Raw genomic sequence first — 21,622 nt, 5'->3', positions numbered from 1 at the left:
AGGGTTGTCTAGACCAGTGTTGCACGCCGGTGCGCCGCGGGCTCGTCGGCGCGGGGCGGCAGGGCCAGCGTGCCGTGCCCGGCACGCCTGGCGCCATCAGGCTCGCCGACGACTACGCTGGCGGGCGTGGAGCACGAGCGCGCAGAGCCGGCCAACGGGTACCCGCAGCACTGGGAGGCGGACGTCCTGCTGCGCGACGGCGGGACGGCCCGGATCCGGCCGATCACCGCCGACGACGCCGACCGGCTGGTGGAGTTCTACGAGCAGGTCTCCGACCAGTCGAAGTACTTCCGCTTCTTCGCCCCGTACCCGCACCTCTCCGACAAGGACGTCCGCCGCTTCACCCGGCACGACTACGTGAACCGGGTCGGCCTGGCGCTCGTCGTGCGCGACCGGTTCGTCGCCACCGTCCGCTACGACCGCACCGACAAGGACGGGATGCCGTCCACCACCGGCACCGACGCCGAGGTCGCCTTCCTGGTGCAGGACGCGCACCAGGGCCGGGGCATCGCCTCCGCGCTGCTGGAGCACATCGCCGCGGTCGCGCAGGAGCGCGGCATCCGCCGGTTCACCGCCGAGGTGCTGCCGGAGAACCGCAAGATGGTGAAGGTCTTCACCGACGCCGGCTACACCCAGCGGCGCAGCTTCGCCGACGGCGTGGTGCACCTGGAGTTCGACCTGGAGCCGACCGCCGCCTCGCTCGCCGTCATGCGGGCCCGCGAGCACCGCGCCGAGGCCCGCTCCGTGCAGCGCCTGCTCACCCCCCGCTCGATCGCCGTGATCGGCGTCTCGCGCAACCCGCAGTCGGTCGGCCGGGCCCTGCTGCGCGACGTCCGCTCCGGCTTCGACGGCCCGGTGCACGCCGTCAACCGCGGCGCCGAGCCCGGCACCGACCTGGAGGGCCTGCCCTCCCACCGCTCGGTGCTGGACGTCCCCGGCCCGGTCGACCTCGCGGTGATCGCGGTGCCCGAGCCGTCCGTCCCCGGCACGGTCGCCGAGTGCGGGGCGCACGGCGTGCAGGGCCTGGTGGTGGTCAGCGCCGGCTACGCCGAGACCGGGCCGGACGGCCGGGACAAGCAGCGCGCGCTGGTGCGCCAGGCCCGGGCGGCCGGCATGCGGGTGATCGGCCCGAACGCGTTCGGCCTGCTCAACACCGACCCCGGGCACCGGCTGAACGCCTCGCTCGCCCCCGCGCTGCCCGACCGCGGCCCGTTCGGCGTGTTCTGCCAGTCCGGCGCGATCGGCGTCGCCCTGCTGGAGGCCGCCCACCGGCGCGGCATGGGCGTCTCCTCGTTCGCCTCGGTCGGCAACCGCGCCGACGTCTCCGGCAACGACCTGCTCCAGTACTGGGAGGAGGACGACGCCACCGAGGTGGTGCTGCTCTACCTGGAGTCCTTCGGCAACCCGCGCAAGTTCACCCGGATCGCCCGCCGGCTCGCCGCCGCCAAACCCGTCGTGGTGCTCAAGGGCGCCCGGCACACCGGCAGCCTGCCGCCCGGCCACGCCGTCCAGCCCGCGGCCACCCGGCTGCGCGACGCCACCGTCGACGCCCTGTTCCAGCAGGCCGGGGTGATCCGGGTGGACACCATCACCGAGCTCTTCGACACCGGCGAACTCCTCGCCGGACAGCCGCTCCCGCAGGGCGGCCGGGTCGCCGTGGTCGGCAACTCCGACTCGCTCGGCCTGCTCACCTACGACACCTGCCTGAGCGCCGGACTGCGCCCCCGCACCCCCGTCGACCTGACCACCGGCGCCAGCGGCGAGAACTTCCGGATCGCCCTGGACACCGCGCTCGCCGACCCGCACACCGACGCGGTGATCGCCGTCGCCATCCCGCCGATCGGCGCGCAGGGCGCCGGCGCCGCCGCCGAACTGGTCGAGGACGACCCCGAGATCGCCCGGGCCCTGCTGGACGCCGCCGACCGGGGCCGGGAACTCGGCAAACCGCTGCTGCTCGCCCACCTCGCGCTGCCCGCGCTGGTCGCCCGGCTGCGGGCCGGCGGCGTGCCCGCCTACCCCGCGCCCGAACGGGCCGTGCACGCGCTGGCCGACGCCGTCCGCTACGCGAAGTGGCGCCGGCGCAGCGCCGAGGCCGAGGAGACCGCCCGCGTCCCCGAACTCGACGGCGTCGACGAGCACGCCGCCCGCGCCCTGGTCGAGCGCGCCCTGACCAGCCGGGAGGCGGTCGCCGCCCGGCTGCAGGCCGGCGGCGCCCGGGTCACCCTGCCCGACGCCGAGGCCGCCGACCTGCTCGGCCACTACGGCATCCCGGTCAGCCCGACGCTGCCCGCCCCCGACGAGGCGGGCGCCGTCCGGGCCGCCGCCACCCTCGGCTACCCCGTCGCGCTCAAGGCCACCGCCGAGCACCTGCGGCACCGCCCCGACCTGGGCAGCGTCCGGCTCGACCTGACCGGCGAGGCCGAGCTGCGCCGCGCCCACCGCGAGCTGGACGCGCTGCTCGGCGGCGCCGCGCAGGCCGAACTGGTGGTGCAGCGGCTCGCCCCGCGCGGCGTGGACACGGTGATCGGCGCGGCCGTCGACCCCGCCGTCGGCACCATCCTGTCCTTCGGCCTCGCCGGCGCCCCCGCCGAACTGCTCGGCGACGTCGCCCACCGCCTCGTCCCCGCCACCGACCGGGACGTCGCCGAACTGATCCGCGAGGTGCGGGCCGCCCCGCTGCTGTTCGGCTGGCGCGGCGCCGAGGCCGTCGACACCGACGCGCTGGAGGAGGTGCTGCTGCGGGTCTCCCGCCTCGTCGACGACCTGCCCGAGGTCGCCTCGGTCGACCTGGAGCCCGTCGTGGTCGCCCCGCACGGCCTGGCCGTGCTCGGCGCCCGGGTCCGGATCGCCCCGCTGCCGGTCCGCACCGATCTGGGACCGCGCGCCATGAGCACGCTGTAATCTTGCGTGGTTGCCCGCTCGGCCCGGGCGGCCCCGGTGCGGTGCGGGCCGGGCGACCCGGCGCAGTGCCACCCGCCGCAGCGGCGGGACATGCCAGGATGGAGATATGGCGAAGACCGGTACCACCACGCAGGACCTGCGGTCCGCGATCGAGCGCAGCGGCTACTACCCGGCGCTGGTCTCCGAGGCGGTGGAGTCCGCGGTGGGCCCCGAGCCGATCACCTCGTACCTGGTGCACCAGGAGACCACCTTCGACGCGAACGAGGTCCGCCGGCACGTCACCGTGCTGGTGCTCACCGCCTCCCGCTTCGTGGTCAGCCACACCGACGAGCAGAACGGCGACGCGGCCACCCCCGTCCCGTACGCCACCACCTCCACCGAGACCGTCCGGCTGGACCGGATCACCTCCGTGGTGGTCAGCCGCATGGTCGCCAACCCCGAGACGTACACCCCCGGCACCCCGCCGCGCGAGGTCGTGCTCACCATCGGCTGGGGCGCCGTGCAGCGCCTCGACCTGGAGCCGGCCGGCTGCTCCGACCCGAACTGCGACGCCGACCACGGCTACACCGGCTCCGCCACCGCGGACGACCTGTCGCTGCGGGTCAGCGAGGCCGGGGACGGGCCGGAGACGGTCGCCCAGGCGCTGGTGTTCGCCCGGGCGCTGTCCGAGGCGACCGTGGCCAACGGCTGACCCGGCATGCACCACGAGGACCACTACGACCTGCTCGACCCGGCCGACGCCCCCGCCCCGCGCTACGGCAGCGCCTCGCTCGCCGACCTGCTGCCCACCCTCGCGGCGGGCCTCGGCGTGCCCGGCTACCGGGCCGCGCTGCCGCTGGAGCCCGCCGACCGGGTCTGCGTGTTCCTGGTCGACGGCCTCGGCTGGGAGCTGATCCGGGCCCACCCCGACTGGGCGCCGTTCCTGAACGCGCTGACCGCCGGACGCGCCCCGATCACCGCCGGCTTCCCGTCCACCACCGCGACCTCGCTGGCCTCGGTCGGCACCGGCCTGCCGCCCGGACAGCACGGCCTGGCCGGGTACACCGTGGCGATCCCCGGCGAGGGGCGGCTGATGAACCAGCTGCGCTGGACCCCGCCGGTCGACCCGCACGCCTGGCAGCCCCACCCCACCGTCTTCGAGCGGGCCCACCTGGCCGGGGTGGCCACCGCGCAGGTCTCCTCCCCGCTGTTCGCCACCACCCCGCTCACCCGGGTCGCGCTCTCCGGCGGCACCTTCCTCGGCCGCACCACCGGCGAGGAGCGGATGGACCGGGCCGCCGCCTGGCTGGCCGAGCACGACCGCGCCCTGGTCTACACGTACCTCAGCGACCTCGACGCCGCCGGACACCGGTTCGGCGTCGACTCGGACGAGTGGCGGCTCACCCTGTGCACCGTCGACCGGCTCGCCCGCCGCCTCGCCGAGCAGCTCCCGCCGCGCTCCGCGCTGTACGTCACCGCCGACCACGGCATGATCGACGTCACCCCGGAGAACCGGATCGACTTCGACGAGGACTGGGAGCTCTCGGCCGGCGTCGCCCTGCTCGGCGGCGAGGGCCGGGCCCGGCACGTCTACGCCCATCCCGGTGCGGCCGGCGACGTGTACGCGGTGTGGAGCGAGGTGCTCGGCGAGCAGATGTGGGTCGCCACCCGCGAACAGGCCGTCGCCGCGGGCTGGTTCGGGCCCGTGGTGGACGAGCGGGTGCTGCCCCGGATCGGCGACGTGGTCGCCGCCGCCCGCGACGACGTCGCGGTCATCGCCACCCGCAGCGAGCCCGGCGAGTCCCAGATGGTCGGCCTGCACGGCTCGATGACCCCCGTCGAGCAGCTCGTCCCGCTGCTCGAAGTCCGCGGCTGAGCCCGCACGTTGGCCCCCTCGCCCGAAAGGCTGCTGTCCCACCATGGCTGAACTGGTGTTCTTCTCGGGCACGATGGACTGCGGGAAGTCGACGCTCGCGCTCCAGATGGACCACAACCACGCCGCCCGCGGCCGCCAGGGCATGATCTTCACCCGCAACGACCGGGCCGGCGCCGCCACCATCTCCAGCCGGCTCGGCCTGCGCGCCGACGCCGTCGAGGTCGGCGACGCGTTCGACTTCCAGGCGTACGTCGTCCAACTCCTCTCGGCCGGCGGCAAGGTCGACTACCTGATCTGCGACGAGGCCCAGTTCTTCTCCGCCGGACAGATCGACCAACTCGCGAAGATCGTCGACGAGTTGGGCATCGACGTGTTCACCTTCGGCATCACCACCGACTTCCGCACCCGGCTCTTCCCCGGCTCCCAGCGGCTGATCGAACTCGCCGACCGGGTCGAGGTCCTCCAGGTCGAGGCACTCTGCTGGTGCGGCGCCCGCGCCACCCACAACGCCCGCACCGTCGGCGGCGTCATGGTCGTCGAAGGCGCGCAGGTCGTGGTCGGCGACGTCGCCGTCAAGGAGGACGAGATCGGCTACGAGGTGCTCTGCCGCCGCCACCACCGCCGCCGCCTCACCGCCGCCACCGCCCGCGCCGCCGTCCTCTCCCCGGACGTCCTCCCCTTCGAGGGCTGAGGCCGGCCGGGATCGTTTCCCCGGGTGACGCGATCGCCGACCCGGCCCCGGCGGCCGCGTCCGCGCGCCACAATGACGGCATGACCTCCCCCCTGATCACCGTCGCCGAACTCGCCGACGCGCTCGGCACCGCGCAGCCGCCCGTCCTGCTCGACGTCCGCTGGGCGCTCGGCGGCCCGCCCGGCGCCGAGGAGTACGCCGAGGGCCACCTGCCCGGCGCGCACTACCTCGACCTCGACCACGAACTCGCCGACCCGCCCGGCCCGGCCGGCCGCCACCCGCTGCCCGACCCCGAACGCCTCGCCGCCGCGCTGCGCCGGGCCGGCGTCCGCGCGGACCGCCCGGTCGTCGCCTACGACGCCGGCCCCGCGCTCTCCGCCGCCCGCGCCTGGTGGCTGCTGCGCTGGGCCGGCCACGGCGACGTCCGCGTCCTCGACGGCGGCCTCGCCGCCTGGACCGCCGCCGGACACCCGCTCACCACCGACACCCCCGCCCCCGGCGACGGCGACTTCAAGGTCGACCCCGGCCACCTGCCCACCGTCGACGCGGACGGCGCGGCCGCACTCGCCCGCACCGGCCTGCTGCTCGACGCCCGGGCCGGCGAGCGCTACCGCGGCGAGACCGAGCCGATCGACCCCCGGGCCGGCCACATCCCCGGCGCCGTCTCCGCCCCCACCGCCGAGAACCTCGGCCCCGACGGCCGCTTCCTGCCCCCGGCGGCACTCGCCGAGCGGTTCGCCGCGCTGCGCCTCACCGACCCCGCCCGCACCGCCGTCTACTGCGGCTCCGGCGTCACCGCCGCCCACCAGCTGCTCGCCCTCGCCCTGGCCGGGCACGACGGCGTCGCGCTGTACCCGGGCTCCTGGAGCGAGTGGTCCGCGGACCCGGCGAACCCGGTCGAGGTCTGAGCCCGACCGGTCCGCCGTTCCCCGGGCCCCCAGGACGGGCCTCCGGCCCGGGGCCCGGGGGCTACTCCGGCTTCTTGCGGCGCGAGCCGAAGACGATCTCGTCCCAGCTGGGCACCGTCGCCCGGCGGCCCGGGCGGACGCCGTCGGCCTCGGCCTGGCGGTCGGTGGTGCCGACCAGGCGGTCCCGGTGCGGGGCGACGGAGCGCGGCATCAGGATGTCCGCGTACGCGGAGCCCGCGCCGACGCTGGCGGCGGGGGCCGCCGTCTCCTCGATCTCCTCCGGCTCCTCGGCGACCGTGGTCTCCACGCTCGGCCCGACCGGGGTGAGGTCGCCGCGGTAGGACGGGACCACGTCCAACAGGCTGGTGAGGGAGTCCCGTTCGGGCACGGCCGCGGCCGCGGCGGACGCCGCGGACGCGGTGGCCTCCCGGGCCTCGCGGACCTGCATGATGCGGTCGGCGGAGGGCCGCTCGATCATCGGGCGGGACGGACGGTCGTGCGGCAGCCGGGCGATCCGCGGGATGAACGGGAAGACGGAGTCCTCCTCGCGTTCCACGTTCTCGCCGATCAGCGCGCGCGCCTCGTCGTCGTTCGGCTGGACCAGCCGCCGCGGCGGGTCGTACGACCAGCTGGCACGCCGGTGCTCGCCCTCGGCGCGGTACGCGAGGATGACCTCCCAGGTGCCGTCGTCGCGGCGCCAGGAGTCCCACCGCTCGCTGTCCTTCTCGGCGCCGCGCAGCGCGAGGCGCTCGGCCACGGCCTCGCCGAGCTGCGGGCCGGTGGACTCGCCGTGCCGGCGGATCGCCGTCTTGCGGGCGCGCTCGGCCATGAAGGCGCGCTCCGCGAGCACCGGCCCCTCGAAGCGGCGGACGCGTTCCACCGAGATGCCGGCGGCCTGGGCGACCTCCTCGGCGGAGGCACCGGCTCGTATCCGCGCCTGGATGTCACGGGGGCGGAGGTGGCTCTCCACCTCGATCTCGATCTGGCCGAGCCGCGGGCGGTCACCCCGGACGGCGGCGCGCAGCCGCTCGTCGATCGGCAGGGTGTACTCCGTGCTGTCGGCAGCCTTGAGCACCAGCCGTGTGCCGTCGTTGCTGACGGCCACGACGCGCAGTTCGGGCACGGTTACCTCCCGGGTGGTGCCTGCCGACGTCACCTGCGTCGCTGCTCCCGTACTGAGTGTGGCCTGCCCGCTGGCGAGTGGCCACAACCTTGCAGAGTTACCCGGCGTGTCGGGCTTTCGCCCGGGCGCGCCGCTGTGGCACGGTTGCCTGTTTGCCACGTCGACGGTCGACATCGCACCCGGGCGCCCGGTCCGGTTGTCTGACGGTTCGTCGACAGCGAGTCCGAAGGCTCAGGCTCCACGAACAGTACTCCATTCGTGGCATCCGGAGGGGCGGCTCGCCGCTCAAGTCTCCCGCGAATCAGCGGAATCTCAAGAGCGGCCACCCCATTGACCCGCCGGCGATCAACGGACGGTGATCATCTTCACATATATCGACCGGAGAGAACCGGATTTTCGACCCTTGTGTCCTTCTTTGGGCAAGATGGAGAGGCTTGTTCGAAATTCCGACACACCGACCGAGGGACAGGGATGCCGCAGCAGAGGCAGCAGTTCGCGCACGGACCGGCCGCTCCCGAGGAGAAGGCGGAGCGCAGACGGCTCGACCTGACGGTCACCCAGGTCGCGGCGAGCGCCATGGCGGCCGTGGCCGGCGCGGTACTCGCTTCGGAACTCGGAGTGTACGGAACGATACTCGGTGCGGCCGTCGTCTCGGTGGGGGCGACCATCGGAAGCGCGCTCTTCCAGCACCTGTTCAAACGCACCGGGGAACAACTGCGCAACGCGGTGGAACGCGGCGCCGAATCCGCTCCGGCATCCGTTCCGGCCCCGCGCCCCGGGCCCGCCCCGGCGGGCGGAATCAGCCAGGAGTGGAACGCGCCCCGGGTGCTGCGCGCGAAACGCCGCTGGACGTGGAAGTCGTACGCGGCGGTCTCCGGGCTGGTGTTCGTGCTCGCGATGGTGCCGATCGTCGCGGTGGAACTCGCGGCCGGGAAGCCGCTGCACGACATCACCACCGGCCAGGACGGCGGCGGCACCTCGTTCAACCCCACCCGGCCGTCCGGCGACCGGCAGCCGCAGGCGCCGGCGGACCGGCCGTCGACCGGGCCGTCCGACCCGCTCCCGTCCGGGTCCCCGACCGGGACCGGGTCCCCGCCCGCCGCCTCCCCGTCCTCCTCGCCGTCGGCCGGTCCCCCGGCGGGGACGGGCGGTCCGGCCCCGCCGTCCGGGGGCGCGAGCGCGGGGGCGACGCCGAGCGGGCAGGCGCCGGCCACCGGCGCCCCGGTGCCGCCGGCCGCCACCCCGGGCGCGCAGGACGCGACGCCCGGGGCGGCGGAGCCGACCGGCTGACCGGCGGGCGGGTCAGGCGCCCAGCACCCGGCGCAGGTAGGCGTTGGCGAACCGGCGCTCCGGGTCGACCTTGTCGCGCAGCGCCGTGAAGTCGCCGAAGCGCGGGTAGACGGAGGAGAGGTACTCGGCGTCCCGGGTGTGCAGCTTGCCCCAGTGCGGGCGGCCCTGGTGGGCCGTCATCAGCCGCTCCACCTCGGTGAAGTAGGAGAGTTCGCGGGTGCCCCGGTACAGGTGGACGGCGACGTACACGCTGTCCCGCCCGTTCGCGGTGGACAGCCACAGGTCGTCCGCCGGGGCCACCCGCACCTCCACCGGGAAGCTGATCCGCCAGTCGGAGCGCTCCACCAGCGCCTTCAGCTCGCGCAGCACCTCGGTCGCCGCCTCGCGCGGCACCGCGTACTCCATCTCGATGAAGCGGACCCGGCGCGGGCTGGTGTACACCTTGTACGCCTGGTCGGTGAACCGGCGCTCGGACCAGGCCCGGCTGGCGACCTTGGCGATGGCGGGGACGGCGCCCGGGAACGCGCGGCCCACCCGGCAGGCGCCCTCCCAGACGGTGTTGGAGAGGAAGTCGTCGTCCAGCCAGGCCCGGAACCCCGGCAGCGGCTCGGCCGGGCCCTGGCTGCGGTTGTTCCGCTTGGTCGAGCAGCGGTCGGTGTGCGGGAACCAGTAGAACTCGAAGTGCTCGTTGACGGCCGTCAGGTCGTCGAAGGAACGCAGCACCTCGTCGAAGCCCATCGGCTTCTCGTGCGCCGACAGCAGGAACATCGGCTCGACCGCGAGGGTCAACGCGCTCACCACGCCCAGCGCGCCCAGGCCGAGCCGGGCGCCCTGGAACAGCTCCGCGTCCTCGGTCGCCGAGCAGGTCCGCACCGAGCCGTCGGCGAGGACGATCTCGACCTCCCGGATCTGCGCGGCCAGCGAGCCGGAGTCCCGGCCGGTGCCGTGGGTGCCGGTGCTGGTCGCGCCCGCGACGGTCTGCACCTCGATGTCGCCCATGTTCGTCAGCGAGAGGCCGGCCGCCGCCAGCAGGCGGTTCAGCCGGTGCAGCGGCAGGCCCGACTCGACGGTGACCGTCCCGGCCTCGCGGTCCAGCTTCCGGACGGCGGTCAGGTTGTCCGGGCGGACCAGCACCGCGTCGTCGGCCGCCGCGATCGCCGTGAACGAGTGGCCGGAGCCCACCGCCTTCACCGGCAGACCGGCCCGCCCGGCGGCGACCACCGCCGCCGACAGCTCCTCGACCGAGCCGGGCGCCACCGCCCGCGCGGGCCGCGCGCTCTGGTTCCCCGCCCAGTTCCGCCAGACCTCGGTCATCTCCAGAGCCTCCCGCTCGCGTGTCCTACCTTCCGGTTCTACCGGTGGGTACGGGGAGCGTAGTCACAACGAACGCGCAGGTCTACGGGTGGCGACGGGCGACCTGCGGCCGGTGGCCCGGGGCCCCGGGGCCGGGCCCTAGAGGCTCGCCGCCGCGAGCTGGTGGCGCAGGCGGGGGAGGCCGGTGTAGGCGGCGGTCGCCGCGAGGGCGGCGGCGGTGACCGGGACCCAGTAGCCGTTGGCGCTGCCCGCGGCGTCGACGACCACGCCGGCGGCGGCGGAGCCCAGGGCGACGCCGAGGGCGAGGCCGGTGGTGGTCCAGGTCATGCCCTCGGTGAGGCGGGCGGCCGGGACCAGGCGCTCGACCAGGGCCATCGCGGTGATCAGGGTGGGGGAGATGGCCAGGCCGGAGAGGAACAGCGCGCCGCCGACCCCGAACAGCGCCGCGGTGCCGTGCAGGAGCTGGGCGGCGAGCACCAGCGGGGCCATCCCGACGGCCATCACGCTGACGCCGACCTGGAAGCGGCGGTCCATCGGGCCGGTGAACTTCAGCGCGCCGAAGACCGCTCCGGCCAGGCAGGAGCCGAGGGCGTACACGGCGAGGACGTAGCCGGAGGCGGCCGGGTGGCCCTGGGCCTCGGTGAAGGCGACGGTGACCACCTCGACCGAGCCGAAGACCACGCCCACCGCGCCGAGCGTCAGGACCAGGATCTGGATGCCCTTGTCGCGGACGACCGAGCTGCCGCCGTGCTGGGTGACCGGGTGGGCGGGCGGCTCGGTGCGGCGCTGGGCGGTGAACAGCAGGACGCCGACCACCAGGAAGACCCCGGCGAGCAGCAGGCCGGACTCGGGGAAGAGCGAGGTGGACAGGGTGGCGGCCAGGATCGGGCCGACGATGAAGCAGATCTCGTCCGCGACCGCCTCGAAGGAGTAGGCGGTGTGCAGCTTGGCCGGCTCGTCCCGGTAGAGGTGGGCCCAGCGGGCCCGGACCATCGAGCCGGTGCTGGGCATGGTGCCCATGCCGGCGGCGAAGACGAACAGCGTCCAGTCGGGGAGGCCGTAGTGCGCGCCGAGCAGCAGGCCGGCGGCGGAGAGCACGGTGACGGCGGTGGCGGGGAGGGCGACGCGGCGCTGGCCGTGCCGGTCGACCAGGCGGGAGATCCGCGGGCCGAGGACGGCGGCGGAGACGGCCAGGAAGGCGGACAGCAGCCCCCCGAGCCAGAACGAGTCCTTGATCCGGCCGAGCATCGTCACGATGCCGATCCCGGTCATGGAGATCGGCAGCCGGGCGATCAGCCCGGTGAAGGAGAAGGCCAGGGAGCCGGGGGCGGCGAATATCTGGCGGTAGCTGGACAGCACGGGGGGTGGCTCCGTCGCGGGTCGGACCGGGTCGAACAGGGGGAAGATGCAACCATCAGTAATGCACGACTATCGCCCACACAGCTTACGAAGCGGGAGCGAACGTCCGCATCCGGGTTGTTCGCGGACATCCCGGACTCCGCCCACTCGGCACGGCCCGGCCGTCACGGGTGGCAGGATCGGTGCCATGTCCGACACGCGCACGCCCAGCCAGACCGATCCGGCGCCGTACGACGCGCTGCTGCTGCTCTCCTTCGGCGGGCCGGAGGGCCCCGAGGACGTGGTGCCGTTCCTGGAGAACGTCACCCGGGGGAGGGGAATCCCCAAGGAGCGGTTGACCGAGGTCGGCAAGCACTACTTCCTGTTCGGCGGCGTCAGCCCGATCAACGCGCAGAACCGCGAACTGCTCGGCGCGCTGCGCAAGGACTTCGCCGACCACGGCCTCGACCTGCCGGTCTACTGGGGCAACCGGAACTGGGCCCCGTACCTGGTGGACGCGCTGCGCGAGATCGCCGACGACGGCCACCGCCGGGTGCTGGTGCTGGCCACCAGCGCGTACGCCGGGTACTCCGGCTGCCGGCAGTACCGGGAGAACCTGGCCGACGCGCTCGCGCGGCTGGCCGCCGAGGGGCGACCCGAGCTGACGGTCGACAAGCTGCGGCACTTCTACAACCACCCCGGCTTCGTCGAGCCGATGGTCGACGCCACCCTCGCCGCGCTCGCCGAACTGCCGGACGGGGTGCGGGACGGCGCCCGGCTGGCGTTCAGCACGCACTCGATCCCGACCGCGATGGCCGAGACCTCCGGCGCCCCCGACGACCCGGCCCGCGGCACCCCCGGCGGTGCGTACGTCGCCCAGCACCTGGACGTCGCCCGGCTGATCGCCGCCGCCGTCGCCGAGCGCACCGGCGTCACCGACCGGCCCTGGCGGCTGGTCTACCAGAGCCGCTCCGGCGCCCCGCACGTCCCCTGGCTGGAGCCGGACATCTGCGACCACCTGGAAGCCGAGCGGGCGGACGGCGCCGAAGCGGTGGTCATGGTGCCGATCGGCTTCGTCTCCGACCACATGGAGGTCAAGTACGACCTGGACACCGAGGCGGTGGCCAAGGCCGCCGAACTCGGCCTGCCGGTCGCCCGGGCCGCCACCGTCGGCGCCGACCCCCGGTTCGCCGCCGCCGTCCGCGACCTGGTGCTGGAACGCGCCGCCGCCCGGCGCGGCGAACCGGTCGCCCGCTGCGCGCTGGGCGCCCTCGGCCCCAGCCACGACCTGTGCCCCGCCGCCTGCTGCCCCAACCCGCGCGCGCCGCGCCCGGCCGCCGCCGAGGCCTGAGCACCCCCGTCCAGGCAAGCCCGTTCGAGCGAACCCGAGAACCGGAGGAACGAGACCCGTGACCGACGACCTGCTGCAGGACCTGCTCGCCACCGCGCTGGAGGCCGCCACCGAGGCGGGTGGGCTGCTGCGCGACGGGCGGCCCGCGGAACTCGGGGTGGCCGCCACCAAGAGCAGCCCGGTGGACGTGGTGACCGAGATGGACCTGGCCTCCGAGAAGCTGGTCCTCGACCTGATCACCGCCCGCCGCCCGGACGACGGCTACCTCGGCGAGGAGGGCGCCGACCGCCCCGGCACCAGCGGGGTGCGCTGGGTGGTCGACCCGCTCGACGGCACCGTGAACTACCTGTACGGCCTCCCCTCCTGGGCGGTCAGCGTGGCCGCCGAACTGCACGGCGAGGCGGTCGTGGGCGTGGTCTTCGTCCCGGCCCGGGGCGAGCTGTTCCAGGCCGTCCGCGGCGGCGGCGCCCACCTGGACGGGCGCCGGCTGGCCGCCCGACCGGCCCCGGAGTGGGGGCGGGCGCTGGTCGCCACCGGCTTCGGCTACCTGCGCGAGCGGCGGGTGCACCAGGCCGAGGTGCTGCAGGCGCTGATGGGCGAGGTGCGCGACGTGCGGCGCGGCGGCGCGGCCGCCGTCGACCTGTGCGACCTGGCGGCCGGCCGATTCGACGGCTACTACGAGCGCGGCCTGGCCCCCTGGGACCGCGCCGCCGGCCTGCTGATCGCCGCCGAGGCCGGCGCGCTCACCGGCTCCCGCCCCGGCCTGCCCGCGGACGGCGAGCTGACCGTCGCCGCCCCGCCCGGCGTCTTCGAACCGCTGCAGGCCCGGCTGGAGGAGCTCGGCGCCTGGCACGACTGACCCCGGCCGCGCCGCCGCGACCGGCAGCGAAAAGCCCCGGCCCGGGGAACCCGGGTCGGGGCGCTCGTCGTACGGAAGTGCGGGTCGCGGGTTTGCGGAGACGGAGAACGGTCAGGCGGCGGAGCGGTGCGTACCGAGGACCGGGTCCACGCCGTGTTCGGTGGCGAGGCGCTGCAGGTCCTCCAGCTCGGACTGCTCCACCTCGGCCAGGAACTCGTCCCCCGACTCGATCGCGCGGTTCAGATCCTGCTCGGCGTTCTTGATCCGCTGAAGGATTCCGGCGGTGAAGGCGTCCATACGGGCCCCCTTTGCTGTGTCGGACGGGCACGGTCCGAGGAACCCCCCGGCACGGGACCCGACGAACCCCGGCGGAGCCCCGGGACCGGATGCGGGATCCGGTCGGGCGCTCGGGCGGCGTGGCAGCCGCGACCCGGTGGTTTTCCGTCCCAGGCCGGTGCGGATGGGGCACTCGGCGGGTGGTGGCCGTGGCGCGCCACGAGGCGGCACCACGGTGTGCACGTGTCCTCCCCACCCCCGGGGCCGGGAAACCTCCAACTCGCTGAAAAGTTGCCCGAGTCACAGTCCAAACAGGTTCGCGCCGCTCCGTTTTCGCGGACGGCGCACCGGACTTACGACTGCTTTACCGCGCGACCAGGCAGGATGGAGGCACCGTCGGATCCCGTCTGCCCGGAATCCGCGCCCGGCGCACCACGGCCCGCACGGGCGGACACGGCCAGGGCCGCTCCAGCAGAAGGGACAACCACCGTGCGGGTACTCGTCGTCGAGGACGAGCAGTTGCTCGCCGAGGCCGTCGCCACCGGCCTGCGCCGGGAGGCCATGGCGGTCGACGTCGTCTACGACGGGGAGGCCGCGCTGCAGCGGATCGCGGTGAACGACTACGACGTGGTGGTGCTCGACCGTGACCTCCCGCTGGTCCACGGCGACGACGTCTGCCGCCGGGTGGTCGAACAGGGCCTGGCCACCCGGGTGATCATGCTCACCGCCTCCGGCGACATCAGCGACCGGGTCGAGGGCCTGGAGATCGGCGCCGACGACTACCTCCCTAAGCCGTTCGCCTTCAGCGAACTCGTCGCGCGGGTCCGGGCCCTGGGCCGCCGCGCCACCGTCCCGCTGCCCCCCGTCCTGGAGCGCGCCGGCATCAGCCTCGACCCCGGCCGCCGCGAGGTCATCCGGGACGGCAAGCCCGTCCAGCTCGCCCCCAAGGAGTTCGCCGTCCTGGAGGTCCTGATGCGGGCCGGCGGCGCCGTGGTCTCCGCCGAGCAACTGCTGGAGAAGGCCTGGGACGAGCACACCGACCCGTTCACCAACGTCGTCCGGGTCACCGTGATGACCCTGCGCCGCAAGCTCGGCGACCCCCCGGTGATCGTCACCGTCCCCGGCTCCGGCTACCGGGTGTGACCCGCCCGCGCCGACCCGACCGGCGCACCGCCGACGTACCCACCGTCTGAGAGGACCCCGGCCATGACCACCCCGCCACTCCCCGGCGGGGCCCCCGGCACGCCCGCCTCGGGCCCGCACCAGGTGCCCCCACGACCGACGCACCCCCCGCGCCGCCCCGACCGCGACCGCGCCGACGACACGTACCACCCCGGCGACGGCCTGTTCGCCTGGCTGTCGCTGCGCCCCACCATCCGGATCCGGCTCACCCTGCTGTACGGCGGGATGTTCCTGATGGCGGGCGTGGTGCTGCTGCTGCTGATGTACTACTTCGTCCGCTCCGCCTTCGACCAGGCCCAGCTGCCGCACCTCACCCTCGGCCCCCGGGTCACGGTCACCCTCAACGGCCAGGAGATCACCGACCAGGCCACCCTGGACCGGGTGATGGGCAGCATCCAGGAGGCCAACAGCAACCAGGCCCTGTCCACCCTGCTGCGCCGCGCCCTGACCGCGCTGGTCTTCCTCGCCGTGATCGCCTTCGCGGTCGGCTACGCGATGGCCGGCCGGGTGCTCCACCCGCTCGGCCGGATCACCCGCACCGCCCGCGAGGTCGCCGGCAGCGACCTACACCGCCGGATCGACCTGGACGGCCCGGACGACGAGCTCAAGGAGCTCGCCGACACCTTCGACGAGATGCTGGAGCGCCTCGACCGGGCCTTCGACTCGCAGCGCCGCTTCGTCGCCAACGCCTCGCACGAGCTGCGCACCCCGCTGGCGATCAACCGCACCCTGCTGGAGGTGCAGCTCGCCGACCCGGGGGCCTCGCCCGACCTCCAGCAGCTCGGCAAGACCCTGCTGGCCACCAACGAGCGCAGCGAGCAGCTGGTCGAGGGCCTGCTGCTGCTCGCCCGCAGCGAGAACGAGCTCACCGAGCGCCGCCCGGTCGACCTCTCCGAGGTCGCCCAGCGGGCGATGGAGCAGACCCGGGCCGAGGCCGCCAAGCGCGAGGTCGAGCTGCGCGCCCGGCTGGCCCCCGCGCCCGCGCACGGCAACGGCGTGCTGCTGGAGCGGATCGCGCTCAACCTGCTGCAGAACGGCACCCGCTACAACAGCCCCGGCGGCTGGGTCGAGATCGCCACCTCGGCGGTCCGCGGCGGGGGCGGCGAGCTGGTGGTGAGCAACACCGGGCCGGTGGTCCCCGGCTACGAGCTGGAGCACATCTTCGAACCGTTCCGCCGCCTCAAGGGCACCGACCGCACCCGCAGCGACAAGGGCGTCGGCCTCGGCCTGTCCATCGTCCGCTCCGTGGTGCGCGCCCACGGAGGCGCCATCGAGGTCACTGCCCGCCCCGGAGGCGGCCTGCGGATCCAGGTCCGCATCCCCTAGCCGCCCGGCCGCCCCCGGCCCCGCCGGGGGCCCCTCACGCGCCCCGGCCCGCCGCGCGCCGCCGGCCGCGCACCGCCAGCCGCCCCCGTCCAGCCGTGTCAGAACGACATAAGCGCTGGACAGGGGCGGCTTGTCATTTGCGGTCGCGACAACTTACGGTGTCGTAACCTACGCAGCCGTAGGTCAGCCCGTCCCATCCGCAGGAGCAAGCCGTGACCATCGCCCCCGTACAGCGAACCGCCACGACCGCCTGGACCGACGCCAGGCTGATCCTCGCGCTCGAGGAGGTCGTGGAGACCGAGCTGAACCGCCACCTCAAGGTGGCCAAGGAGTGGATGCCGCACGAGTACGTGCCGTGGAGCCAGGGGCGGGACTTCGACGGCGTGCTCGGCGGCGAGGCGTGGTCGCTGGAGCAGTCCAAGGTCACCCCGCTGGGCCGGATCTCGCTGGTGGTCAACCTGCTCACCGAGGACAACCTCCCCAGCTACCACCACGAGATCGCGAGCATGTTCGGCCGCGAGGGCGCCTGGGGCGCCTGGGTGCACCGCTGGACCGCCGAGGAGGGCCGGCACGGGATAGCGATCCGCGACTACCTGCTGGCCACCCGCGCCGTCGACCCGGTCGAGCTGGAGCGGGCCCGGATGGCGCACATGTCCGAGGGCTTCGAGTCCGACAACGGGCACAGCATGCTGCAGTCCGTCGCCTACGTCGCCTTCCAGGAGCTGGCCACCCGGATCGCCCACCGCAACACCGGCCACCACTCCGGCGACCCGCTCTGCGACCAGCTGCTGGCCAAGATCGCCAACGACGAGAACCTGCACATGGTCTTCTACCGGAACCTGCTCAAGGCCGCCCTAGAGCTCGCCCCCGACCAGGCCATGCGCGCCATCGCCGACGTGGTGATCAACTTCCGGATGCCCGGCCACGGCATGCCCGGCTTCGAGCGCTCCGCCGCCCAGATCGCCATCGGCGGCATCTACAACCTGCGGATCCACCACGACGACGTGCTGCAGCCCGTGCTGCGCCACCTGAAGGTCATGGAGGTCTCCGGCCTCGGCCCGGTCGGCCAGCACGCCCAGGACGAGCTGGGGGCCTTCCTGGCGGGCCTGGACTCCCAGGCGACCCGCTTCGACGAGCGCCAGGCCGCGCTGCTCGCCCGCCGCGCCGCCGCGGCCGCGGCCAGGGCCTGAGCCGCCCCGCCCCCGCAGTGCCGGCGCCCCGCCGGGGGTCGGTCCGAGCAGCGCCCCGGACCGGCCCCCGACGGGGCGCCGGCGCGCTCGGACGTACCGGTGGGCATGCGGACAATTCGGCCGCGCGGGCCCTGGACGAATGGCCCGCTTTGGCGGCAAACGCCCGCTGTCACGCCCAATGTGACGAAACTCACAGCTGTCCGGAAGGCGTACCCGCCTCCCTCGATGGGGTGATCACCCGTTCGGGTGTTCCGGTGGCTCTCGGTCACCGTCCGCCCCGGCTCCGTCCGCCCCGCCGGTCCCCCAAGGCCCTTCCGCCGTGCGCGAGTTGCCGTCCCCGAGGCGCCCCGATGATCACCGAACGTAGTGGTGGACGAGTTCCGGTCCGACGCGGTTCACCCGTACGGTGGGCGGTGTTCGGGCCCCGTTCGATCACCTCAACGGACCCCTGTCCGGATGTCGATTGAGTAACAGGGCTTGAAGTAAGGCACAATCTCGGCCTCGGGTCGGGCACAAGACCGGCCCCCCAGGCGTTACGTGCGCTGGAGACACCCGCACACACCCAAAGGGGGAGAGCGAAAACTATGGCAACGGACTACGACACCCCACGCAAGACCGATGACGACCTCAACGAGGACAGCATCGAGGAACTCAAGGCCCGCCGTAACGAGAAGGCGTCCAGCTCCGTGGACGTCGACGAGTACGACGCCAACGAGGGACTGGAGCTTCCGGGCGCCGATCTCTCGAACGAGGAGCTCTCGGTTCGAGTGCTGCCCCGCCAGGCCGACGAGTTCACCTGCATGAGCTGCTTCCTGGTGCACCACCGGAGCCAGCTCTACAGCGAGAAGAACGGCCAGCCGATCTGCCGGGACTGCGGCGCCTGAAAACGGTGCGGCACTGGCCCGGGCGGGCGACACCCCTCCGCCGGCCCGGTACGCCGCCCCGCCCGGCCTTGAGCAGCAAGGCCGGGGGCAGAAGCAGCGACCGTCCCGAGCGGTCGCACCCGGTAGGACGCGAGCCGCGCGCCTGCCCCCGCAGGACTCGCAGACGTACCGAAAGGGACGGCCCCACCGCAGGGTGGGGCCGTCCCTTTCGGCTTCCTGGAGCCGCCCGGCGGGCGCTCCGGGGCCGGGAGCGGCCCGCAGCGGCCCGCAGCAGCTCCCGCCGGGCCTTAGCGGCCGCGCTGCTCGGCGTCCCGCTCGGCCGCCGCGGCCCGGCTCAGGGCCTCCGCCAGCCGCTGCGGCGACCGGGTCGACAGGTAGAGGTACGGGGTCGGGTCGGCCGGGTCGGTCACCTCGACCTTCAGCGCCGTCGGCACGTAGCTGCGCAGCAGCATGAACGCCCGCGGGTCGGCCTTCACCGAACGCCAGGCCACCGCCTCCCCGGGGTCCAGCACCTCGGCCGCGCCCAGCGCGCCCACCGGGATCCGAGCCTGCCCCGCCACCAGCGACCCCTGCACCACCCTGATCCGCGCCGAGCCGTACCCGCTCAGTGCGGCGGCCCCCCCGGCCACCCCCACCACCAGCCCGACCAGCGCGCCCACCCCGCTGAACCGGAGCAGGACCAGCGCGAGCGAGAGCCCGAGCGCCACGGACAGCAGCCACCAGGACCGCGGGACGGTGAGACGTTCCTCGTACATGCCTCCCATTGTGGGCACGCCCCGCACCGCACCGGCCCCCGGGGCCCCGCCGTTCCCTGTCTCCGCAAGCTACCGACAGGTAGGGTCGGCGCCGTGAACGGACCCAACACCCCCACCACGCCGCCCGCGGACGCCGTCCTCCCCGACCGCTCCCCGCTGGCGCCCGCTCCCGGCACCCTCATCGGCTCCCACTACGACGAGTGCTTCGGCTGCGGCCCGCACCACCCCCAGGGGCTCCAGCTCACCGCCGTCGCCGGCGAACACCTCGACGTCACCGCGCGGTTCACCGTCAAGCCGGCCCACCAGGGCGGCCCCGGCCTGGCCCACGGCGGCGTCCTGGTCAGCGCGCTGGACGAGACCCTGGGCACCCTCAACTGGCTGCTCGGCGCCCCCGCCGTCACCGGCCGGCTGGAGACGGACTTCGTCCGCCCCGTCCCCGTCGACTCCGTGCTGCACATCCACGCCCGGGTGACCGGCGTGCACGGCCGCAAGGTCTACAGCGCCGCCGAGGGCCGGATCGACGGCCCCGACGGGCCGGTCGCCGTCCGGGCGCAGGCACTCTTCATCCAGGTGAAGCTGGAACACTTCACCACGCACGGTCGTCCAGAGGACGTGCGCAAGATCCTGGACGACCCCGACCAGATCAAGCGCGCCCGAGCCTTCGAGGTGAACCCGTGACCGACCCCGTCCGCCCGCCCGTCGACATCCTGATCCGCCGGCTCGACCCGGAGATCCCGCTGCCCGCCTACGAGCACCCCGGCGACGCCGGAGCCGACCTGCGCACCACCGTCGACGCCGAACTCGCCCCGGGCGAACGGACCCTGCTCCCCACCGGCATCTCCATCGCGCTACCGGACGGCTACGCGGCGTTCGTGCACCCGCGGTCCGGCCTCGCGGCCCGCTGCGGAGTTGCACTGGTGAACGCCCCGGGGACGGTCGATGCCGGGTACCGTGGTGAGATCAAGGTGATCGTCGTCAACCTGGACCCCAAGGAGCCCGTCAGCTTCAAGCGGGGCGACCGGATCGCCCAGCTGGTCATCCAGCAGGTCGAGAAGGCGCGCTTCCACGAGGTGGGTGAACTCCCGGGTTCGGTCCGTGCCGAAGGCGGGTTCGGGTCGACCGGAGGCCATGCCGCGGTCTAGCATGCGCCGCGGTCTCGGTTCCGCCGAGCAGCACGACGAGCGGGTGGAAGCGGTGCGATTGCAGCGGTTTTCGGCCGGTCCGATGGGTAGCAGGTAGCAGATATTCGCGTTCGGTCTTGGATTCGGTCTTGGACCGGGAAGGACAGTGACCGTGTTCCGTCGTCGCAAGAGCGAGGACGCTGTCGAGCAGCTCGCCGAGGACGCCATCAGCGCCGACGAGACGGCCGATGACGTCGAGGATTCCGTCGAGAACGAGAGCGACGCCGAACCGGACCCGACCGAGCGGGTCGGCCTCCCGCCGGCCCCGCGCCCGGACGGGCCGTGGGACGTCTCCGAGTTGGAGAAGCCCGAAGAGGGCCGCGTCGACCTCGGGGGCCTGCTGATCCCCGGTGTCGAGGGCATGGAACTGCGGGTCGAGGTCGCCGGTGACGCGATCGTCGCCGCCACCCTGGTCCTGGGCAACAGCGCCATCCAGCTCCAGGCGTTCGCCGCCCCCAAGTCCGAGGGCATCTGGGGCGAGGTCCGCGAGGAGATCGCCAGCGGCATCACCGGCCAGGGCGGCGCCGTCGAGGAGGAGGAGGGCCCGCTCGGCTGGCACCTCCGCGCCCAGGTCCCCGTCCAGCTCCCGGACGGCACCCAGGGCGTCCAGCTGGTCCGCTTCGTCGGCTGCGACGGCCCCCGCTGGTTCCTCCGCGGCGTGATCTCCGGCCAGGCGGCCGTCCAGCCCGAGCTGGCCGGCATCCTCGAAGAGGTCTTCCGCCAGACCGTCGTGGTCCGCGGCGAAGCCCCCATGGCCCCCCGCGACCCGATCGTCCTCAAGCTCCCCGAGGACGCCCAGATGGTCGCGGACGGCGCCGCCGCGCCCGCCGAGCCCGAGTCCCCCTACGCCGGCGGCTCGATCGACCCCTTCTCGCGCGGCCCCGAGATCACCGAGGTGCACTGACCTCCCGGACGCCCCGCGTCCCCGTCCGCCCCCGCGCCACCCGGCGCGGGGGCGGATTTGCTTTGCGGCCGCCGGTCCCCGTACAGTTCCGGAGTCGCGCCGAGAGGGGCGAACGAAAGCGAGTTCGAGGAAACACCGGTGAAACGGTGGCGAAAACCTCTGATAAGCTGGGAACACGAAAGAACGAAGCGCCCGGAGAGTCCGCAGGAATGCGGCTCGAAGGAAGCGTCCGTTCCTTGAGAACTCAACAGCGTGCCAAAAGTCAACGCCAGATATGTTGACATCCCCGGCCTC

At 74.1% G+C, this 21,622-nt stretch carries 20 protein-coding genes; 15 read left to right on the top strand and 5 right to left on the bottom strand.

Annotated elements, in window-relative coordinates:
• Positions 1–126: 126 nt before the first annotated feature.
• The 5 genes from ACZ3J7_RS30120 to ACZ3J7_RS30100 all read left to right on the top strand — a co-directional run bounded on the left by ACZ3J7_RS30120 (position 127) and on the right by ACZ3J7_RS30100 (position 6,355).
• On the top strand, positions 127–2,901 hold the full coding sequence (locus ACZ3J7_RS30120; protein ID WP_465626531.1) for a bifunctional acetate--CoA ligase family protein/GNAT family N-acetyltransferase: 2,775 nt from the start codon (positions 127–129) through the stop codon (positions 2,899–2,901).
• A 106-nt stretch (positions 2,902–3,007) separates the two neighbouring features.
• Positions 3,008–3,592, top strand: a complete 585-nt coding sequence (locus tag ACZ3J7_RS30115; RefSeq protein ID WP_014138494.1) for a DUF5998 family protein — start codon at positions 3,008–3,010, stop codon at positions 3,590–3,592.
• Positions 3,593–3,598: 6 nt separating this feature from the next.
• Positions 3,599–4,756 (top strand): alkaline phosphatase family protein, encoded by a 1,158-nt coding sequence (locus ACZ3J7_RS30110; RefSeq protein WP_465626529.1) that lies wholly within the window; start codon positions 3,599–3,601, stop codon positions 4,754–4,756.
• 43 nt (positions 4,757–4,799) lie between these two features.
• A complete protein-coding gene (locus ACZ3J7_RS30105; RefSeq protein WP_465626527.1) occupies positions 4,800–5,447 on the top strand; it encodes a thymidine kinase in 648 nt (215 codons plus the stop codon).
• A gap of 80 nt (positions 5,448–5,527) precedes the next feature.
• Positions 5,528–6,355, top strand: a complete 828-nt coding sequence (locus tag ACZ3J7_RS30100; RefSeq protein WP_465626525.1) for a sulfurtransferase — start codon at positions 5,528–5,530, stop codon at positions 6,353–6,355.
• A gap of 61 nt (positions 6,356–6,416) precedes the next feature.
• On the opposite strand, the gene sepH is transcribed toward ACZ3J7_RS30100, so the two are convergent.
• Positions 6,417–7,511: a septation protein SepH gene (gene sepH, locus ACZ3J7_RS30095; RefSeq protein WP_465626523.1), complete on the bottom strand. Its 1,095-nt coding sequence runs from the start codon at positions 7,509–7,511 to the stop codon at positions 6,417–6,419.
• Positions 7,512–7,949: 438 nt separating this feature from the next.
• Here sepH and ACZ3J7_RS30090 point away from each other — a divergent pair, with 438 nt between their 5' ends.
• Complete coding sequence (locus tag ACZ3J7_RS30090; RefSeq protein WP_465626521.1) at positions 7,950–8,768, top strand: hypothetical protein; 819 nt, start codon at positions 7,950–7,952, stop codon at positions 8,766–8,768.
• A 12-nt stretch (positions 8,769–8,780) separates the two neighbouring features.
• On the opposite strand, the gene ACZ3J7_RS30085 is transcribed toward ACZ3J7_RS30090, so the two are convergent.
• Together ACZ3J7_RS30085 and ACZ3J7_RS30080 are read right to left on the bottom strand one after the other, a co-directional pair.
• A complete protein-coding gene (locus ACZ3J7_RS30085; protein ID WP_465626520.1) occupies positions 8,781–10,082 on the bottom strand; it encodes a D-arabinono-1,4-lactone oxidase in 1,302 nt (433 codons plus the stop codon).
• A gap of 138 nt (positions 10,083–10,220) precedes the next feature.
• Positions 10,221–11,441: an MFS transporter gene (locus ACZ3J7_RS30080; RefSeq protein ID WP_465626518.1), complete on the bottom strand. Its 1,221-nt coding sequence runs from the start codon at positions 11,439–11,441 to the stop codon at positions 10,221–10,223.
• 187 nt (positions 11,442–11,628) lie between these two features.
• Between ACZ3J7_RS30080 and ACZ3J7_RS30075 the strand changes: the two genes are divergently transcribed.
• Positions 11,629–12,771, top strand: a complete 1,143-nt coding sequence (locus ACZ3J7_RS30075) for a ferrochelatase (RefSeq protein ID WP_465626516.1) — start codon at positions 11,629–11,631, stop codon at positions 12,769–12,771.
• 58 nt (positions 12,772–12,829) lie between these two features.
• Positions 12,830–13,630 carry an inositol monophosphatase family protein gene (locus ACZ3J7_RS30070; RefSeq protein ID WP_465626514.1) on the top strand — a complete coding sequence of 267 codons (801 nt, stop codon included), beginning with the start codon at positions 12,830–12,832 and terminating at the stop codon, positions 13,628–13,630.
• A 111-nt stretch (positions 13,631–13,741) separates the two neighbouring features.
• Here the strand turns inward: ACZ3J7_RS30070 and ACZ3J7_RS30065 are convergent, their stop codons facing one another.
• Complete coding sequence (locus ACZ3J7_RS30065) at positions 13,742–13,927, bottom strand: hypothetical protein (protein ID WP_014138504.1); 186 nt, start codon at positions 13,925–13,927, stop codon at positions 13,742–13,744.
• Between the two features lie 468 nt (positions 13,928–14,395).
• On the opposite strand from ACZ3J7_RS30065, the gene ACZ3J7_RS30060 reads away from it, so the two are divergent.
• The 4 genes from ACZ3J7_RS30060 (at position 14,396) to ACZ3J7_RS30045 (ending at position 18,488) form a co-directional block, all read left to right on the top strand.
• A complete protein-coding gene (locus ACZ3J7_RS30060) occupies positions 14,396–15,049 on the top strand; it encodes a response regulator transcription factor (protein WP_030458051.1) in 654 nt (217 codons plus the stop codon).
• A 63-nt stretch (positions 15,050–15,112) separates the two neighbouring features.
• The gene (locus ACZ3J7_RS30055; protein ID WP_465626511.1) at positions 15,113–16,414 is read left to right on the top strand and encodes a sensor histidine kinase; all 1,302 of its coding nucleotides are present in this window, start codon (positions 15,113–15,115) and stop codon (positions 16,412–16,414) included.
• 212 nt (positions 16,415–16,626) lie between these two features.
• The gene (locus ACZ3J7_RS30050; RefSeq protein WP_465626509.1) at positions 16,627–17,604 is read left to right on the top strand and encodes an acyl-ACP desaturase; all 978 of its coding nucleotides are present in this window, start codon (positions 16,627–16,629) and stop codon (positions 17,602–17,604) included.
• A gap of 584 nt (positions 17,605–18,188) precedes the next feature.
• The gene (locus ACZ3J7_RS30045; protein ID WP_014138508.1) at positions 18,189–18,488 is read left to right on the top strand and encodes a DUF4193 domain-containing protein; all 300 of its coding nucleotides are present in this window, start codon (positions 18,189–18,191) and stop codon (positions 18,486–18,488) included.
• Positions 18,489–18,775: 287 nt separating this feature from the next.
• Here the strand turns inward: ACZ3J7_RS30045 and ACZ3J7_RS30040 are convergent, their stop codons facing one another.
• A complete protein-coding gene (locus tag ACZ3J7_RS30040) occupies positions 18,776–19,243 on the bottom strand; it encodes a DUF3093 domain-containing protein (RefSeq protein ID WP_465626507.1) in 468 nt (155 codons plus the stop codon).
• 93 nt (positions 19,244–19,336) lie between these two features.
• Between ACZ3J7_RS30040 and ACZ3J7_RS30035 the strand changes: the two genes are divergently transcribed.
• From ACZ3J7_RS30035 to ACZ3J7_RS30025, 3 genes are all read left to right on the top strand, one after another.
• Complete coding sequence (locus tag ACZ3J7_RS30035; RefSeq protein ID WP_465626505.1) at positions 19,337–19,921, top strand: PaaI family thioesterase; 585 nt, start codon at positions 19,337–19,339, stop codon at positions 19,919–19,921.
• Entirely contained in the window at positions 19,918–20,385 is a 468-nt protein-coding gene (gene dut, locus ACZ3J7_RS30030; RefSeq protein ID WP_033213324.1) for a dUTP diphosphatase, read from the top strand. The genes ACZ3J7_RS30035 and dut overlap by 4 nt, the downstream gene beginning before the upstream one ends.
• Before the next feature lie 151 nt (positions 20,386–20,536).
• Positions 20,537–21,328, top strand: coding sequence for a DUF3710 domain-containing protein (locus ACZ3J7_RS30025; RefSeq protein ID WP_465626503.1), 792 nt, complete (start codon positions 20,537–20,539; stop codon positions 21,326–21,328).
• Positions 21,329–21,622 lie beyond the last annotated feature (294 nt).

The sequence above is a fragment of the Kitasatospora sp. NPDC015121 genome (assembly GCF_055562955.1).
This window is presented reverse-complemented; position numbering and strand designations above follow the sequence as displayed.